Consider the following 16,826-nt stretch of genomic DNA (forward strand, 5'->3'; position numbering starts at 1 on the left):
GGCCGCAGCAGGAAAATTCAGGCCTTCATCAGCAGTGCTTGTCGAGCCAGTTGCGCAGCGTCGCGAACACCGCCTTCGCATTCATCTCGTTGAAGATCTCGTGGAACAGCCCGTCGAAGCAGGTCGCGGCCACGATGCCGTCTTGCGGTGAAGCCCGCGCGAAGGCCTTGCTTCCACCGGGTCGCACGATCTTGTCGGAGCCGGCATAGAGCAGCAGGGTCGGCACCTTCCAGTGCCGCGCCACGGATTGCACCACCGCGCCTTCCTCCGCCAGGAAGCTGGCCAGGCGACCGCAGACGCGATCGTGGTTCAGCGGGTCATCGCGATAGGCCTGCACGACGGCCGGGTCATGCGAGATGTGCTCGACGTTGATGCCGTTGCCCACGCGCAGGTTCGGCGCGATCTTGGGCAGCACGGCCAGCAGCATCTTCTGCATGGCATCCAGGCCCGGGTCGAATGCCGGCGAGGACATGACCAGCGCCTCGACCGGCCGCACCTCGCGCGCGATGAAGCTGGCCGCGACCAGGCCGCCCATGCTGTGGCCCATCAGGATCAGCGGCGTGTCCGGGCAGACGCGGCGCGTCTCGTCGACCACGGCGGCCAGGTCGTCGAGCAGGCGCATCGTGCTCGGCAATCCCCCACGCGGGCCGCTCGACCGGCCGTGCCCGTAGTGGTCGTGTGCGCGCACGTCGAAGCCCCAGCTGTTGAGGCGTTGCGCCACATGGTCGTAGCGGTCCATGTGCTCGCCCAGGCCATGCGTGATCTGCACGACCGCACGCGGCGAGGCGCCTTCGACGGTCCACTCGCGCAGGGCGAGCGTCTCGCCATCGGGCCGCCGCAAGGTGAGGCCGTCCGTCTGGGCGGCGATGGCCTCGACTTCCGCAGGGGCGAGCATCTGGTTCAAGCTGTGGCCACCGCGTGGGCCGCAGGCAATGCGGCGATCACTTCGGACACCGCGGCGGTGAGCTTCTTGGCATAGGGCACGTTCAGGAACTCGTTCGGCCCGTGCGCGTTGCTCTTTGGGCCGAGCACGCCGCAGACCATCATCTGCGCCGTGGGGAAGCCCTTGGTCAGCATGTTCATCAGCGGAATGGTCCCGCCTTGGCCGATGAAGCCGCAGGGCGCGCCGAAGTGCGCCCGGCTCGCGGCATGCAGCGCCTGCTCGAACCACGGCGTGATGGTCGGTGCGTTCCAGCCGGTGGCGCCGGCGCCGCCCTCGAAGGTCACGCGGGCCTTGTAGGGCGCGTTGTCCTCCAGCAGTTCCTTGAGTTGCTGCACCGCTTCGTCCGCCTGGACCAGCGGCGGCAAGCGCAGCGACAGCTTGAACGCCGTGTACGGGCGCAAGACGTTGCCGGCGTCCTTGAGCGCGGGGAAGCCTTCGGCACCGGTGACGCTCAGGGTCGGCTTCCAGGTGCGATTCAGCAGCGCCTCGACCGGGTCGGTGGTGGTGGGCAGCGCAAAGGCCGTCGCGCCTTCGCAGTCGTAGTGGGCCCAGGGAAAGCGCTTGTAGACCTCCTCGCCAAGGATGGCGGCCGTGGCCCTGGCCTGCGCGAGCCGGTCGGCCGGCACCTCGCAATGGAAGCTGGCGGGCAAGAGGCGGCCGGTCTTGCTGTCCTCGAGGCGGTCGAGCACCTGGCGCATGATGCGGAAGCTCGACGGCACCAGGCCCGATGCGTCGCCGGAGTGGATGCCTTCGGTCAGCACTTCGACCTTGAGCGTGCCGCTGGCCATGCCGCGCAGGGAGGTCGTGAGCCAGAGCTGGTCGTAGTTGCCGGCGCCGGAATCGAGGCAGATCACGAGTTCCACGTCGCCAAGCCGCGGCCGCAAGGCATCGACGTAGGGCAGCAGGTCGTAGGAGCCGCTTTCCTCGCAGGTCTCGATCATGCCGACGATGCGCGGGTGCGCGACGCCCTGGGCCTTGAGTGCCTGGATGGAGGCCACGCTGGCATAGACCGCGTAGCCGTCGTCGGCGCCACCACGGCCGTAGAGCAGGCCGTCTTCGTACTTCGGTGTCCAGGGGCCGAGGTCGTTGCGCCAGCCGCTGAACTCGGGCTGCTTGTCGAGGTGGCCGTACATGAGCACGGTCTCGGTCATCGTCGTGCCGGTGGCCGCCACTTCGAAGAACATCACCGGCGTGCGGCCTTCGATGCGCACGATCTCCAGCTTCAGGCCTTCGACGTTCTGGTCCTCGACCCATTTCGCGGCATTGCGCAACACGGTCTCGAGGTAGCCGTTGGCCGACCACTGCTGGTCGAAGCCCGGCGACTTGGCCGGGATCTCGATGTAGCTGGTGAGTTGCTTGACGATGTCGCCGTCCCACTTGGAAGAGACATCGGACAGGGCGCGCTCTGCGTCGAGTTGGGCGGTTGGAATTTCGCGGTGCTGGGGGGCGTTCATCAGGATTTTTCCAGGCGAGGGGCAAGCGCGGATTTTGCGCTGGTTCAAAGGTCGTTGAAAGCGGGGACGGGTACCGGACGCAAAGGGGACGCGAAGACTGCGCAAGTCGAAAACCACGCAATGGTCACGAAAGGGAACCGAAAAATTCGATGTCTTCTTTTGCGACTTCTGCGTAACCTTTGCGACTTCAGCGTTCCAAGGAAATCCGCATTCATGGCCGCTTCCAAGCACCCGGTCCGCGTCGGCATCGGCGGTTGGACCTTCGAACCCTGGCGCGACAACTTCTATCCCAAGGGCTTGTCGCAAAAGCTCGAGTTGCAGTACGCGAGCCGGCACCTCACCGCCATCGAGGTCAACGGCACCTACTACAGCACGATGAAGGCCGAGAGCTTTCGCAAGTGGCGCGACGAGACGCCAGACGACTTCATGTTCTCGCTCAAGGCCTCGCGCTTCGCGACCAACCGCAAGGTGCTGGCGGATGCGGGCGATTCGATCGCGCGCTTCGTCGGCAGCGGCATCGCCGAACTGGGCGACAAGCTCGGCCCGATCGTCTGGCAGTTCATGCCGACCAAACAATTCGACGCCGAAGATTTCGAAGCCTTCCTGGCCTTGCTGCCGAAGAAGGAGGGCAGCCGGGCGCTGCGCCATGTGATGGATGTGCGGCACGAGAGCTTCATCTCGCCGGACTATCAAAAGCTTGCGAAGAAATACAAGGTGTCGACGGTGTTTACCGATTCCGACAAGTTTCCGTCCTTCGAGGAGCCCGAGGGCGACTTTGCCTATGCGCGCCTGATGATGTGCGCGGCCGACCTGGAAACGGGCTATGCACCGCAGGCGCTCGACGAATGGGCCACGCGGGCGAAGTCTTGGGCCACGTCGCCAGTGAAGCGGGACGTGTTCGTTTTCATGATCAACGGCGCCAAGGAACGCGCACCCGCCGCAGCGGGTGCGTTGCTGGGACGCCTGGGCTGGACGCCCTCTTGAGCCGGTGCTGCTCTGCCATCTCGACTCAATCCCCCGCGGGGGCGCTGGGCATGGCCCGGGCCTGGGGGCTCTTGAGCCGGTGCGGCCTGGGTCGACTGACGCTTTCGAGAGAAAAAGCGGGCGCGGCCCAAGCCGAAGGGGCTCGAAAGCCTAGGCCGCCGCTTGCAGGGCCGGCTTGCTTTCGGCAACGGGCTTGCTATCGCTCTTCGTGCTGGTGCCGAAACTGATTTCGCCCGAGAGCTGGCCCCCTTCCTCGATGACGATCTTGCCGTAGCGGATCTTGCCGGTGACCTTGCCGGTCGAGTGGATGACGAGGCGCTCACGCACCGTGAGGTTGCCGTCGAACACGCCGTGGATTTCGGCGATGTCGATCTCTGCGGAGCCCTTGTAGGCGCCCTGCTCGGCGATCTGCATCACGCGCGATTCCATCGTCGCCTCGACCAGGCCTTCCACCACGAGCGTGTCGCAATCGGTGATCTCGACGCCCTTGAGCTTGATGTTCGGGCCGACGGTGAGCTTGCTGCCGCCTTCCTTGACCGGAGGAGCCACGGCATTTGCTACTTGTGCATTGACGAGCGAAGCCTGATTCACGGGGGAGCCTGACAGGTTGGTTGGCGAACCCACCAGCGGAGCCGGGCGGGAAGGGGCATTGTCGGTATCGCTGGTGCGTTTGCCGAAAAAGGGGGACTGAGTGGCCAAAGGTGTAGCTCCTGGAAAAGTTGAGTATCGTAAGAACGCACTTTCGCACGTCAGTACTTCATTAGGAAAGATGCGTAACCAAAATCGTTACTTGTCGAACTCCCCTTGAACTATTGTCTACGTTGTGGCAGACGAAAAAGGCAGTGGCCTCTTTTTCACGACGCGCGCCTCCGCGTTCGCGCGCTATGAAATCCATAGCATGGTAGGCGCCACGCCCTGAAGATTCAAGCCCGCCAGTCAACGCGGCCTTGTGCGGCATCGTCAAGGCGCGAAACAAAAGCCGCGGCCTGCGACGCTGCCAGCGTGAACCTGAACTGCACCAGCGTCTCATGACGCACTTCTTCGAGCACGCCGCCGGCCGCGGCGATCTCCCGGCGCACCAGTCCTTCAATCGCATAAGGCACTGCGCAGCAGAGGCTGCGTTGCGGGACGAGAGGCACCGGCGTTGCCGTGAGCAACGCCTGCGCCACGCAATCGGTGTAGGCGCGCACGAGTCCCCCGGCGCCCAGCTTCACGCCGCCGAAATAGCGCACCACCGTTGCCAGCACGCCCTCCAGTTGTTGGTGCCGCAGCACTTCGAGCATGGGGCGGCCCGCGGTGCCACCGGGTTCGCCGTCGTCATTGGCGGCCGACTGCCCGCCGGCCATCAAGGCCCAGCAGACATGCGCGGCGCCCGGATGCTGCGCCCGCAGGCCTTCGACCACTGCCAGTGCCGCAGGCCGGTCGGGGACCGCCTGCACGCAGCCGATGAAACGGCTCTTCTTCAGCAGCAGTTCGCTGTGAACCGGTTCAGCGAGCGTGAATGGCATTCACTTCACAGCAGTCCGCGCGCCCAGCCCAGGCCCTCACTGGTGCCGGCGCGGGGACGGTATTCGCAACCGATCCAGCCATCCCAGTGGCCTTCGGCGGCCAGTTCGTCGATGACGCCGAACAGGTAGGGATGGTTCAACTCGCCGATGTCGGGCTCATGCCGTTGCGGCACGCCGGCGATCTGCATGTGGCCGACGCGGCCGGTCGGCAGGTACTTGCGCAGCTTCATCGCCACATCGCCTTCGACGATCTGGACGTGGTACAGGTCCATCTGCACGCGCAGGTTGAGCGCGCCGACGGCCTCGACGATGTCGTGCGCATGGTCCTGCCGGTTGAGGAAGAAACGCGGCACGTCGCGCGTGTTGATCGGCTCGATGAGGATGTCGCGGCCTGACTTGGCGGCTTCGACCGCGGCCCAGTGCAGGTTGTCCATGTACACGCCGCGCAGGCCTTCGCGGGTCTGGTCGTCGGCCAGCAAGCCGGCCATCACGTGGATGCGCGGACAGTCAAGCACGGCGGCGTATTCGAGTGCACGCTGCACACCGTAGCGGAACTCCGCCTCACGGCCGGGCACGCTGGCGGTGCCGCGCGCGCCCTGCTCCCATGCGGTGTTGTTGGACTCGGGCGAATCGCCTCCGGGTGGGGCATTGAACAACACCTGCTGCAAGCCGTTGGCCTTGAGGCGGGCCGCCAGTTCGTTCGCGGGGAAGGCATAGGGGAACAGGTACTCCACCGCCTTGAAGCCGTCGCGCGCGGCGGCCTCGAAGCGATCCATGAAAGGCAGGTCGGTGTAGAGCATCGACAGGTTGGCTGCAAAGCGGGGCATGGGGGTCCTCTCGGTGTTGTCTTTCGATGGCGCGGGGTTCGCGATGGCTGCGGTGCGTGTTCTACCAGCGCGCGCCGAAGCTGGCGCGCAACTCGTCGATGGCGGGCGGGTCCAGCGGTGCGGGGTAACGGTCGCGTGTGAGCAGCCACAGGCGCGCCGTTTCCTCGAGTTCCTCGAGCGTGGCCATCGCGGCGGCGGGCGTGTCGTGCCACACGTTGGGCCCGAGGCGCTCGAGCATCACGGCGCGGATCGGTACGCCGCTTTCGCCATGGCGCGTGATGGTTCGCGCCACTGCTTCAGCCGCATCAGGCGAACCGGGGCGGTGATAGGGAATCAGCGGCACATGGCCGACCTTCATGACGAAGTAGGGCGTGAGCGGCGGCAGCAGTTCCTCCGCGGCATGCGCTGGCGAGTCCAGGCTCAGTGCCACGCAATGCGTGCTGTGGGTGTGGATCACGCAGCGTGTGTTGGCATCGAAACGAGTCGCCGCCGCGTAGATGCGCGTGTGCAGCGCGATGGTCTTGCTGGCCCGGTCGCCGCTCACTTGCCGGGCGTCAGCGTCGAGCCGGGCAAGGCGCGCGGGATCGAGCGCGCCAAGGCAGGCATCGGTCGGAGTGATCAGGTAACCGTCGTCCTCCAGCCGCACACTGATGTTGCCCGCGGTCGCATGCACATAGCCCCGCGCGAACAGGCTGGCACCGACACGGCAGATCTCCTCGCGTGCATCCGATTCCGTCATGCGCCGAAGGCCTTGGTGAAGAAGTCGTCGCTGCCGAAGTTGCCCGACTTGAGCGCGATGTGCATGCCGGGCGCGGGCGCGCCGTCGGCGAGCGCATGGCACCAGGGCACGCCGGGGTCGATCTGTGCGCCGATCTGCAATTGCGCGATGCCGAGCGCCTGCACGCAGGCCCCCGATGTCTCGCCGCCTGCCACGAGCAGGCGGCGCACGCCGCGTTCGACCAGTCCGCGCGCCACCGCCGCCAGCGTGCGTTCCATCAGCACGCCAGCGGCCTCGACACCCAGTTGACCTTGCGTGGCCTTGACCTCCTGCGGGTCGGCGGTGGAATAGACCAGCACCGGGCCTTTGGCCAAGAGCGGCGCGGCCCATGCGAGCGCCGCGTCGGCACTCTGCCGTCCCTCGGACACGGCGATCGGGTCCAGCGCCAGCGCCGGGTGCCCGCGCGCAATGAAGTCGCGCACCTGCCGATTGGTCGCAGTCGAGCAACTGCCCGAGACCACCGCATGCAATCCGCTCACCGAAGGCAACGCGGCCGCGCGCGGCGAGGGCGAGATGCCGAAGTTGGCCGGCAGGCCGATCGCCACGCCCGAACCGGCCGTCACCAGCGGCATGTCGGCCAGCGCCGGGCCGAGTCGCAGCAAGTCGTCATTCGACACCGCATCGACGACCGCGACGCCCACGCCATCGGCCTTGAGCTGCGCGATGCGCGCGCGCACCGCATCGGCGCCTGCCGCCACGGCGCGATGGTCGATCAGGCCGACCTTGCGCCGGCACTGCGCCTGCATCACGCGCACCAGGTTCGCGTCGGTCATCGGCGTCAGCGGATGGTCCTTCATGCCGCTCTCGCTGAGCAGCACGTCGCCGACGAACAGGTAGCCCTTGAACACCGTGCGCTGGTTGTCGGGAAAGGCGGGGGTGGCAATGGTGAAGTCGGTGGACAGCGCGTTCATCAGCGCCTCGGTCACCGGGCCGATGTTGCCTTGCGGTGTGCTGTCGAAGGTCGAGCAGTACTTGAAGTAGACCTGCTGCACGCCCTGCGCCTGCAGCCATCGCAAGGCTTCCAGCGACTGCGCGATGGCATCCTCGGGCGCGATGGTGCGCGACTTGAGCGCCACCACGACCGCGTCCACCTCGGCGCCCAACGGCCCGATGGGCACGCCGATGGTCTGCACCACGCGCATGCCGGCGCGCACCAGGTTGTTGGCGAGATCGGTCGCGCCCGTGAAGTCGTCGGCTATGCAGCCCAGTGGAAAGCCCATCTCCAGTCCCCTTGTAGTGAGCCGCAGGATACTTCGTCTGCACGGTCGAACCGCGCGCGCACAGCGGCAGCTTGGCGAAATACCGCGGTGACGGCTTTGACAAGCCGGTGGATGGTGCTCCGGGCGCGTGCGGCGCCACGAAGTGCGCAGCGACCGGGGGCCGGACGTCAGGCGCGTTCGAACTTGAACACGGCCGTGCTGGCGCGCGCATTCGGCAGCCAGCGCACTTCACGTTCGTTCTGCAGGCCAAAGGCGTCGAGCAATCGCAGCTTGTTGCGCTGCGCGAGCACCTCGAAGTCCTTGAAGGTGCCGACGCGGATGTTCGGCGTGTCGTACCACTGGTAGGGCAGGCGGCGCGTCACCGGCATGCGCCCGCGCGCCACGCTGAGGCGATTGGGCCAGTGCGCGAAATTCGGGAACGCGACGATGCCGATGCGGCCCACGCGCGCGGTCTCGCGCAACATGATCTCGGCATTGCGCAGGTTCTGCAGCGTGTCGATCTGCAGCACCACGTCGAAGGACGCATCGCCGAACATCGTCAGGCCTTCGTCCAGGTTCAACTGCAGCACATCGACGCCGCGCTGCACGCACTTGATGACATTGCCGTCGGCGATCTCCACACCGTAGCCGCTGCAGCCGCGTTCGCGTTGCAGCAGGTCGAGCAAGGCACCGTCGCCGCAGCCGAGGTCCAGCACACGCGAGCCTTGCGGCACGAGTTGCGCGATGAGTCTTTGGGTGGCGAGGTCACTCATGGCTGCTGCCCTTCGTTGCCGAGTGGCATCCGATCGAAGAAGGAACGCACCACGCCGAAGTAGCGCGCGTCGTCGAGCAGGAAGGCATCGTGGCCGTGTGGCGCGTCGATCTCCGCGTAGCTCACGCTGCGTCGATTGTCGAGCAGTGCCTTGACGATCTCGCGGCTGCGCGCCGGCGAGAAGCGCCAGTCGGTGCTGAAGCTCACGAGCAGGAACTTGGCCGTGGCCTTGGCCAACGCCTCGGTGAGGTTGCCGCCATGCGCCCGTGCCGGATCGAAGTAGTCGAGCGCGCGAGTGATGAGCAGGTAGGTGTTGGCGTCGAAGTACTCGGCGAACTTGTCGCCTTGGTAGCGCAGGTAGCTCTCGATCTGGAACTCGACCTGTTGCGTCGAATACCGGTAGTTCGGCCCGGCCGCTTCGCCCTCAGTCACGCTGCGCAACATGCGGCCGAACTTCGCGTTCATCACGTCGTCGCTGAGGTACGTGATGTGGCCGATCATGCGGGCAATGCGCAGGCCGCGCTTGGGCACCACGCCGTGCTCGTAGAAATGGCCGCCGTGGAAGTCCGGGTCGGTGACGATGGCGCGGCGCGCGACTTCGTTGAAGGCGATGTTCTCGGCCGTGAGGTTGGGCGCACTGGCCACGACCACGGCATGGCGCACCCGGTCGGGGTATTGCAAGGTCCAGCTCAGCGCCTGCATGCCGCCAAGGCTGCCACCCATCACGGCCGCCAGCGTCTTGATCCCGAGGGCTTCGAGCAACACCGCTTGCGCGTCGACCCAGTCCTCCACCGTCACCACCGGAAAGTCCGCGCCGTAGACACGGCCGGTCACGGGGTCCACATGCATCGGGCCGGTCGAGCCGAAGCAGGAGCCGAGGTTGTTCACACCGATCACGAAGAAGCGGTTGGTGTCGACCGGCTTGCCCGGACCGATCATGTTGTCCCACCAGCCCTCCGACCGCGGCTTCCCCGCGTAGCGGCCGGCCACGTGATGGTCGGCATTGAGCGCATGGCAGATCAGCACGGCGTTGCTCCTGTCCGCGTTGAGCGTGCCGTAGGTTTCGTAGGCGAGCGTGTAGTCGACGATCGACGCGCCGCTGCGCAGCGCCAGCGGGCGCGCGAAGGACATCGATTGGGGGACGGCTTCGAATGACATCAACGTCCGCCCGGTCGCCCGAAGGACGTTGACAGCCCCGTTGAAGGGCAGCGATACGCGAAGTGACAAGCGTGGAGGCCCATGTGATCTCCGCCCGGCCGCGACGAGGACGCGGAAGGCCCCCTTGGGAGGCAGCGATTCATAGAGTGGTGAGCGTCGGCAAATGTGCGCATGAAAAAACCCGGCCTCGCTAAAAAAACGAGCCGGGTCGGCCACGGTCTTTAGCTGAATTTGTTAAGCGCCCGCAAGCTGTAGCAAATCGGCGCGAGGGGAGTATATCTCCGCGGATTCCTGAGTCGATGTGGCTTTGCCATCTCGACGCAATGCCGCGCGGCGAGCGCGCCGTGCGCCGCCGGCCTTGGGGTTTCAACTCATGATGGCAATGATGCCGAGCCCGAGGAAGATTGCGGCCGACACGCCATGCACCAGCTTGATCGGCACGCGCCGCATGATCCGCTCACCGAAGAACACCACCGGCACGTTGGCCAGCATCATCCCCAGCGTCGTGCCGGCAACAACCCAGACGTAGTCGTTGACGAAGCGTGCCGCCAGCATGACGGTGGCAATCTGGGTCTTGTCGCCCATCTCGGCCAGGAAGAAGGCGATCACCGTGGTGCCGAAGACACCGAAGTGCGACCGGGCCGCGCCTTCGTCTTCATCGAGCTTGTCAGGGATCAGCATCCAGATCGCCATTGCGATGAACGAGACGCCCAGGATCCAGCGCAACGCCACCGGTCCGAGCCAGTGCGTGACGAAGGTTCCGACCGCGCCCGCCAGGGCATGGTTGACGATCGTTGCGGCGAATATGCCTATGACGATTGGCCAGGGTTTGCGAAATCGCGCGGCGAGCACCAGCGCGAGAAGTTGGGTCTTGTCGCCCATTTCCGCGAGCGAGACGATCCCCGTCGCGACCAGAAATGCTTCCATGATGTGTGAGTTCCTCAGGCCGAAGGACGCAATTGACCATGCAACACCTTCGGCCATATTTCCGAAGTTGCACAGTCAAAGGTCTTGCCAGGTGGGAAACTGCTTGCACCATGTACTGCGGACGCAGGACAAGTCTGTTGACGCAAGCCCTTCTCGCATGCGGAAGGCGGCTACTCCCCGATGACAGCACGCATTCTAGTCCGGCTTCGCAGCTCGTTTGTTAGTGTGTGCTAGCTTTCTTAGTTACTCAAGTGCGACGCGGGATACAAAAATATTCTTGCACAATGTGTATTTCACACATAATGAGCAAGCGTACCTCCGCAACATTTGGATGACGCAAATGTGGGTGATCGGCCAGTTTCGCGCGACTCAGCGTTTCAAGTTGGATATGCAGTCGGGACTCCATCGCTTTCGCTTTCTTTGATGTGTTTATTAGGAGTCCCGTCATGGGCAACAAACTGTACGTCGGCAACCTGCCATATTCCGTGCGCGACGGAGATCTCGAACAGGCCTTCGGCCAATTTGGCGCCGTAACCAGCGCCAAGGTCATGATGGAGCGCGACACCGGACGCTCGAAGGGCTTCGGTTTCGTCGAGATGGGCAGCGATGCAGAAGCGCAAGCCGCCATCAACGGTATGAATGGTCAACCGCTCGGCGGTCGTAGCGTCGTCGTGAATGAAGCCCGTCCGATGGAAGCTCGCCCGCCTCGCAGCGGTGGTTACGGCGGCGGTGGTGGTGGCTACGGCGGTGGCGGGTCGGGTGGCGGCGGCTACGGTGGCGGTGGCTCCGGCGGCGGCGGTGGCGGTCGCAGTGGTGGCGGCGGCTACGGCGGCGGTGGTGGTGGCCGCAGCGGCGGTGGTGGCTATGGCGGTGGTGGTGGCGATGGCGGTTTCCGCAGCCCCTACGGTGCCGGCCCGCGTGGCGGTGGTGGCCGCAGCGGTGGCGGCTACGGCGGCAACAACGGCGGCAACAGCGGCTACTGAATCGACTGCCGTTCACGACAGAATGTCAAAAGGCTCCCTCGGGAGCCTTTTTTGTTGCCGATCGTGAGGCTCGGGATCCGCTCTCGGCGACGGCGCGCCAGCGCCCGCTTGGCTAGCGCTAGCCTTCGCCGAGGCGCTTCTTGCGGCCCCGACCCTGCACCGCACGGTCATACACGCCATTGGGCAACATGCGCATGAGCTTGGCGAGCACGCCCATCTGCCAGGGGATCACGCGATAGCTCACGCCTTGCTCGATGGCGCGAAAGGCCTGATCGGCAAACACATCCGGCCTCATCAGGAACGGCATGCCGTAGCGGTTGCCCTGGGTCAACGGCGTGTCGATGTAGCCAGGGCAGATCGTGACGACCTTGACGCCGCTCGACCGCATTTCGCCGCGCAGACTTTCGCAGTACGCGACCACGGCGGACTTGCTGGCGCAATAGGCGCCGTGACCCGGCAGTCCACGGATCGAGGCCACGCTGCCGATGCCGACCAGCCGTCCGCTGCCGCGCGCGGCCATCGCGGCGACAAAGGGATGAAAGGTAGCGGCCAGGCCGATGTTGTTGATGGCGAGTGTGTTGGCCAGGACATCCAGGTCGCTGCGCTGCGCAGTGTCCATGCCGATGCTGACGCCGGCATTGGCGATCACCACGTCGGGCACGCCCTGTTCGGCGATGCAGGCATTGCCGGCGGCCACGATGCTGTCGATCACCGCCACGTCTGCACCATGGACGCGATAGCGCGCGGCATCCAGCTTGCGCGATGTCGCCCAGGCTGAGATCTGCTCGGTGCGACGCGCCACCAGCGCGAGGTTGTAGCCCGCATCGTAGAAGCGTGCGGCCAAGGCCTGGCCGATACCGCTCGACGCCCCAGTGATGAAGACCAGGCGTTGTGTCATTGCTCTCCCCTTTTTCTAGTTGTCAGCGCTTCTGCGGCGCTGCGATTGCCGTGGTGGGTGGCATCAACACGCCGCGAACCCGCCCGTTCAGGTTGGCCACGCCGCTCAGGTTGTCGTAGTCCATCGAATCCGCCGTGAAGCGGTCCGTGCCCCGCGTCAATGTGACGGGCTTGTCGGAGCGTACACGTTCCGTGTCCATGTAGGCATGCAGGAATTCGCCGCGGAATTCCAGCCTCGGCATCGGCTTGCCCTGCGGGCCGACGGACGCGTCCCGAACCACGATCGCGTTGCCGAAGAGTTGGACCTCGCTGGCGTCGCCATTGGACAATCCCCGATCGGCTGAAGCATGCGTGACGAAACCCTGCGGCGAAATGGACCGCAGCCGGATCTGGTCGACTTCGATGGTGTCGTTGTCGGGGTAGTGCCGTCCTTCGGCACCCGCAACCTCGCTGCGGAGTTCGCCGTGCGGCAGGAAATTCTTCACGATGAAGCCGCGCATGAAGTAATCCGGCTCATGGGTGGGTGCCTCCACTTGCGCCGGCATGGCCACGCGTGGCGCGTTGCGTACCAGCCAGTAGGTGCCCAGCGCCAGCGCTGCAGCCACGATGATCGGCAGGTAGAGGCTGCCGCGGTCGATGCCACGACGCAGCAACGCGATCAACTTGCGGGTTCCGGCGGTCAAGCGGCCGGCCCCCGCGCCAGGTCAAGCAAGCGACGGTAGTGCCCGCTGGCTGTGAGCAGCAGATCGCAGAACTCGCGGGCCGCGCCTTCGCCACCGCGCAAGGTGGTCACGTAGTGGGCGATGGCGCGTACTTCGAAGTGCGCATTGGCCGGCGCCGCGGCAAATGCGCATCGGGCGAGCACCGGCAGGTCCGGCCAGTCGTCGCCAATGGCAGCGGCCTGCTTCCAGCCCAGGCCCAGCGCAGCCAGCATGGCTTCGGCGGCGGGGAGCTTGTCTTCCGTGCCGTAGCGCACATGCTCGATGCCGAGGGCTTCGAGGCGCATGCGCAGCGGCTTCGAATCGCGCCCGGTGATGACGGCGGGCGTGATGCCGGCCAGGCGCAGCAGCTTCAAGCCGAGGCCGTCCAGGATGCTGAAGCGCTTGAGCGTTTCGCCGTGTTCGCTGAAGTACACGCCGCCATCGGTGAGCACGCCGTCGACATCGAAGAAGACGATGCGCACGTCCTGCGCGGCAAGCAGGGTTTCAGTGTCGAATCGAACGAGGGGCATGTCCGTCATCAGATGACCTTCGCGCGCATCAGGTCGTTGATGCTGATGGCGCCGATGAGCAAGCCGGCCGCATCCGTGACGAGGATGCTGGTGATGCGGTATTGCTCCATCAGCTCGGCCGCTTCCACGCCCAGCGCGTCGGCGCGCATCGTACGCGGGCCTTTGTGCATGACGTCGGCCGCAGTGAGTTCGCGCAGGTCCGCGCCGGTTTCAACCAGACGGCGCAGGTCACCGTCGGTGAAGATGCCGATCGCGCGGCCCTCGGTATCGACCACGGCGGTGGCGCCCAGGCCCTTGGAGCTCATCTCGCGCATCAGTTCGCTGAGGGTGGCGTGCGGCGCGACCCGGGGCACGTCGTCGCCGCTGCGCATCAGGTCGCTCACGTGCGTCAGCAGCTTGCGACCCAGCGCGCCACCCGGATGCGAACGCGCGAAGTCCTCGGCGCCGAATCCGCGCGCGTCGAGCAGCGCGACGGCCAACGCGTCGCCGAGCGCCATCTGCGCCGTGGTGCTCGCAGTGGGCGCGAGGTTGAGCGGGCAGGCTTCCTTCTCGACGCCGCTGTCGAGCACCACATCGGCGTGGCGGGCCAGCATGGAACCGAGCCCGCCGGTCATCGCGATCAAGGGCACGCCCTGGCGCTTGACCACGGGCAGGATCGCTGCGAGTTCGTCGCTTTCGCCGCTGTTGGAGATGGCCAGCACGAGGTCGACCGACTTGATCATGCCGAGGTCGCCATGGCTGGCTTCGGCCGGGTGCACGAACATGGCAGGCGAGCCGGTCGATGCAAGGGTGGCCGCGATCTTGCGACCGACATGGCCACTCTTGCCCATGCCCATCACGACCACACGACCGCGCACGTTCAGGATGTGCTTGACCGCCTCCACGAAACTCGGACCGACACGGTTCTTCAGGCCGAGCACGGCTGCGGCCTCGATGTCGAAGGTCAGGCGTGCGCGTGCCAGCAGCTTGTCGGCGTCAGTGCCGGTCGGCAGGTCGAGGAGGGAGCTCATCGGCTGGATTTTAGGCGGCGCCTCCCAAGTCGATGTGGCTTTGCCATCATGGCTCGATCGCTCGCAAAGGCCGGGGCAGGCACAACCCAGCCCTTGGCACTACAAACCCCCGGAGTTCCTCTAGCATCGGGGCCATGTCGGCGCTCCAACTCACACTCCTTTACTTGCTGGCTGCGGTGATCGGCGTGGTGGCATGTCGTTCGCTCAAGCTGCCGCCGATGCTGGGCTACCTGATGGCCGGGGTGATCATCGGGCCGCATGCCATGGCGCTGGCGGACAACTCCGAGGCGATGCAGCACCTGGGCGAGTTCGGCGTGGTGTTCCTCATGTTCGTGATCGGGCTGGAGTTCAGCCTGCCCAAGTTGCGTGCGATGCGCAAGCATGTGTTCGGGCTGGGGCTGCTGCAGGTCCTGCTGACGATGGCCGTTGCCACGTCGGGAGCATTGATCGTCGCCACGTGGCTGCCGCCGCAATGGCGGCTGGGCTGGCAGACCGCGCTGGCGTTGTCGGCCGCGCTGACCATGAGCAGTACTGCGATCGTGGTCAAGCTGATGGCCGAGCGGCTTGAACTGGAGAGCGAGCACGGCAAGCGCGTGATGGGCGTGCTGCTGTTCCAGGATCTGGCGGTGGTGCCACTGCTGGTGCTGATCCCGGCCCTTGGCGCTCCGTCCGAAGCGCTGTTCAAGGCGCTGGCGCTGGCGCTCGTGAAGGGCGGCTTCCTGGTGTTCATCCTGCTCTACGGCGGCCCGCGCGTGATGCGCTGGTGGCTCACCATCGTGGCCCGCCTGCGCAGCGAAGAGCTGTTCATCCTCAACGTGCTGCTGCTCACGCTGGGGATGGCCTGGCTGACTCAGTTCGCCGGGCTCTCGCTGGCGCTGGGCGCCTTCATCGCCGGCATGCTGGTGTCGGAAACGGAATTCAAGCATCAGGTCGAGACCGACATCCGCCCGTTCCACGATGTGCTGCTAGGGCTGTTCTTCATCACCATCGGCATGACGCTGGACTGGCATGTGGCCGTCGAGCGTTGGGCCCTGGTGCTGGTGCTGCTGGCGTTGCCGCTGCTGTTCAAGTTGGTGCTGGTGACGGTGCTCGCGCGGGTGCTTGGCGCGACCAGCGGTGTGTCGCTGCGCACCGGTCTGTACCTGGCGCAGGCGGGCGAGTTCGGCTTCGTGCTGTTGGCGCTGGCCAGCGACCGCAACCTGCTGCCGCAATGGCTGGCCAACCCGGTGCTGGCCTCGATGGTGCTGTCCATGCTGGCGACGCCGTTCATCATCCTCTACAGCAACAAGATCGTGCGCAAGCTGGTCGCCAGCGACTGGCTGCAACAGTCGCTGCAGATGACCAACATCGCGCGCAAGACCATCAACACCAGCCAGCACGTCATCATCTGCGGCTACGGCCGCTGCGGCCAGAACCTGGCGCGCATGCTGGAGCGCGAAGGCATTCCCTACATGGCGCTGGACCTGGATCCGGACCGTGTCCGGCAGGCCGCATCGGCCGGCGACTCGGTGGTGTTCGGCGATGCCGCACGCTTGCAGGCGATGATGGCCGCGGGCCTGGCGCGCGCCAGTGCCGTCGTCGTGACTTACCTCGACGTGCCGGGCGCGATCAAGGTGCTGGCCAACATCCGGGCGCATGCGCCGCAAGTGCCGGTGATCGTGCGCACGCAGGACGACCATGATCTCGAGCGCCTGCGTGCCGCCGGCGCGACCGAAGTGGTGCCCGAGGCCATCGAGGGTTCCCTCATGCTCGCGAGCCATGCATTGGCGCTGGTCGGCGTGCCGATGCGGCGCGTGATCCGCGTCGCGCAGGAACAGCGCGACGCACGCTACAACCTGCTGCGCGGCTACTTCCACGGCGCCGACGATGACAAGGCCGACGAGGTGGATCATGAGCGCCTCAACTCCTTCACGCTGACCCCCGGCGCCCGCGCCATCGGCCAGCCTTTGGCCCGGCTGGCGCTGCATGCGGTCGGTGTTCGCGTGGCCAGCTTGCGCCGGCACGATGGCAAGGCCGTGCCACTGCTCGATGACACCCGGTTGGCCGATGGCGATACGCTGGTGCTCTCTGGCAAGCCGGCGGCATTGGCCATTGCGGTCGAGATGCTGCAGAAGGGCTGAATCCTGAAGCCTGCAGCAAGTCATGAATTCGAGAA

17 protein-coding genes and 1 riboswitch are annotated in these 16,826 nt (G+C 65.8%); of the genes, 3 read left to right on the forward strand and 14 right to left on the reverse strand.

The window, feature by feature from the left end:
* Positions 1 to 28: 28 nt before the first annotated feature.
* Together WKW82_RS01515 and WKW82_RS01520 are read right to left on the reverse strand one after the other, a co-directional pair.
* Complete coding sequence (locus WKW82_RS01515; protein WP_340340918.1) at positions 29 to 895, reverse strand: alpha/beta hydrolase; 867 nt, start codon at positions 893 to 895, stop codon at positions 29 to 31.
* A gap of 5 nt (positions 896 to 900) precedes the next feature.
* The gene (locus tag WKW82_RS01520; protein ID WP_340340480.1) at positions 901 to 2,397 is read right to left on the reverse strand and encodes a M20 family metallopeptidase; all 1,497 of its coding nucleotides are present in this window, start codon (positions 2,395 to 2,397) and stop codon (positions 901 to 903) included.
* Positions 2,398 to 2,610: 213 nt separating this feature from the next.
* Between WKW82_RS01520 and WKW82_RS01525 the strand changes: the two genes are divergently transcribed.
* The gene (locus tag WKW82_RS01525) at positions 2,611 to 3,381 is read left to right on the forward strand and encodes a DUF72 domain-containing protein (protein ID WP_340340481.1); all 771 of its coding nucleotides are present in this window, start codon (positions 2,611 to 2,613) and stop codon (positions 3,379 to 3,381) included.
* 150 nt (positions 3,382 to 3,531) lie between these two features.
* Here WKW82_RS01525 and WKW82_RS01530 read toward each other — a convergent pair whose 3' ends face one another.
* The 8 genes from WKW82_RS01530 to WKW82_RS01565 form a co-directional block, all read right to left on the reverse strand.
* Positions 3,532 to 4,080, reverse strand: coding sequence for a bactofilin family protein (locus WKW82_RS01530; protein ID WP_340340482.1), 549 nt, complete (start codon positions 4,078 to 4,080; stop codon positions 3,532 to 3,534).
* Positions 4,081 to 4,304: 224 nt separating this feature from the next.
* Positions 4,305 to 4,889: an IMPACT family protein gene (locus WKW82_RS01535; RefSeq protein WP_340340483.1), complete on the reverse strand. Its 585-nt coding sequence runs from the start codon at positions 4,887 to 4,889 to the stop codon at positions 4,305 to 4,307.
* A 5-nt stretch (positions 4,890 to 4,894) separates the two neighbouring features.
* Positions 4,895 to 5,716, reverse strand: a complete 822-nt coding sequence (gene otnI / locus WKW82_RS01540; protein ID WP_340340484.1) for a 2-oxo-tetronate isomerase — start codon at positions 5,714 to 5,716, stop codon at positions 4,895 to 4,897.
* A gap of 61 nt (positions 5,717 to 5,777) precedes the next feature.
* Complete coding sequence (locus tag WKW82_RS01545; protein WP_340340485.1) at positions 5,778 to 6,455, reverse strand: class II aldolase/adducin family protein; 678 nt, start codon at positions 6,453 to 6,455, stop codon at positions 5,778 to 5,780.
* Entirely contained in the window at positions 6,452 to 7,714 is a 1,263-nt protein-coding gene (otnK, locus tag WKW82_RS01550) for a 3-oxo-tetronate kinase (protein ID WP_340340486.1), read from the reverse strand. The genes WKW82_RS01545 and otnK overlap by 4 nt, the downstream gene beginning before the upstream one ends.
* A 167-nt stretch (positions 7,715 to 7,881) precedes the next feature.
* Entirely contained in the window at positions 7,882 to 8,466 is a 585-nt protein-coding gene (gene metW, locus WKW82_RS01555; protein WP_213957298.1) for a methionine biosynthesis protein MetW, read from the reverse strand.
* On the reverse strand, positions 8,463 to 9,623 hold the full coding sequence (gene metX / locus WKW82_RS01560; protein ID WP_340340487.1) for a homoserine O-succinyltransferase MetX: 1,161 nt from the start codon (positions 9,621 to 9,623) through the stop codon (positions 8,463 to 8,465). Before metX ends, metW begins: the two co-directional genes overlap by 4 nt.
* Positions 9,624 to 9,989: 366 nt before the next feature.
* Positions 9,990 to 10,550 carry a TMEM165/GDT1 family protein gene (locus tag WKW82_RS01565; protein ID WP_340340488.1) on the reverse strand — a complete coding sequence of 187 codons (561 nt, stop codon included), beginning with the start codon at positions 10,548 to 10,550 and terminating at the stop codon, positions 9,990 to 9,992.
* Between the two features lie 7 nt (positions 10,551 to 10,557).
* A riboswitch (yybP-ykoY riboswitch) is annotated at positions 10,558 to 10,741 on the reverse strand.
* 255 nt (positions 10,742 to 10,996) lie between these two features.
* Between WKW82_RS01565 and WKW82_RS01570 the strand changes: the two genes are divergently transcribed.
* Positions 10,997 to 11,533, forward strand: coding sequence for an RNA recognition motif domain-containing protein (locus WKW82_RS01570; protein ID WP_340340489.1), 537 nt, complete (start codon positions 10,997 to 10,999; stop codon positions 11,531 to 11,533).
* Positions 11,534 to 11,651: 118 nt separating this feature from the next.
* Here the strand turns inward: WKW82_RS01570 and WKW82_RS01575 are convergent, their stop codons facing one another.
* From WKW82_RS01575 to WKW82_RS01590, 4 genes are read right to left on the reverse strand one after another with little or no spacing between them, the layout of a single operon-like run.
* Positions 11,652 to 12,431 carry an SDR family oxidoreductase gene (locus WKW82_RS01575; protein WP_340340490.1) on the reverse strand — a complete coding sequence of 260 codons (780 nt, stop codon included), beginning with the start codon at positions 12,429 to 12,431 and terminating at the stop codon, positions 11,652 to 11,654.
* Positions 12,432 to 12,453: 22 nt separating this feature from the next.
* A complete protein-coding gene (lptC, locus tag WKW82_RS01580; RefSeq protein ID WP_340340491.1) occupies positions 12,454 to 13,113 on the reverse strand; it encodes an LPS export ABC transporter periplasmic protein LptC in 660 nt (219 codons plus the stop codon).
* Positions 13,110 to 13,661 carry a KdsC family phosphatase gene (locus tag WKW82_RS01585; protein ID WP_340340919.1) on the reverse strand — a complete coding sequence of 184 codons (552 nt, stop codon included), beginning with the start codon at positions 13,659 to 13,661 and terminating at the stop codon, positions 13,110 to 13,112. Before WKW82_RS01585 ends, lptC begins: the two co-directional genes overlap by 4 nt.
* Positions 13,662 to 13,669: 8 nt before the next feature.
* Complete coding sequence (locus WKW82_RS01590; protein WP_340340492.1) at positions 13,670 to 14,671, reverse strand: KpsF/GutQ family sugar-phosphate isomerase; 1,002 nt, start codon at positions 14,669 to 14,671, stop codon at positions 13,670 to 13,672.
* Positions 14,672 to 14,805: 134 nt separating this feature from the next.
* On the opposite strand from WKW82_RS01590, the gene WKW82_RS01595 reads away from it, so the two are divergent.
* A complete protein-coding gene (locus WKW82_RS01595) occupies positions 14,806 to 16,791 on the forward strand; it encodes a cation:proton antiporter domain-containing protein (RefSeq protein ID WP_340340493.1) in 1,986 nt (661 codons plus the stop codon).
* Positions 16,792 to 16,826 lie beyond the last annotated feature (35 nt).

The organism is Variovorax rhizosphaerae (genome assembly GCF_037889975.1).
GTDB classification, from domain to species: domain Bacteria; phylum Pseudomonadota; class Gammaproteobacteria; order Burkholderiales; family Burkholderiaceae_C; genus Variovorax; species Variovorax rhizosphaerae.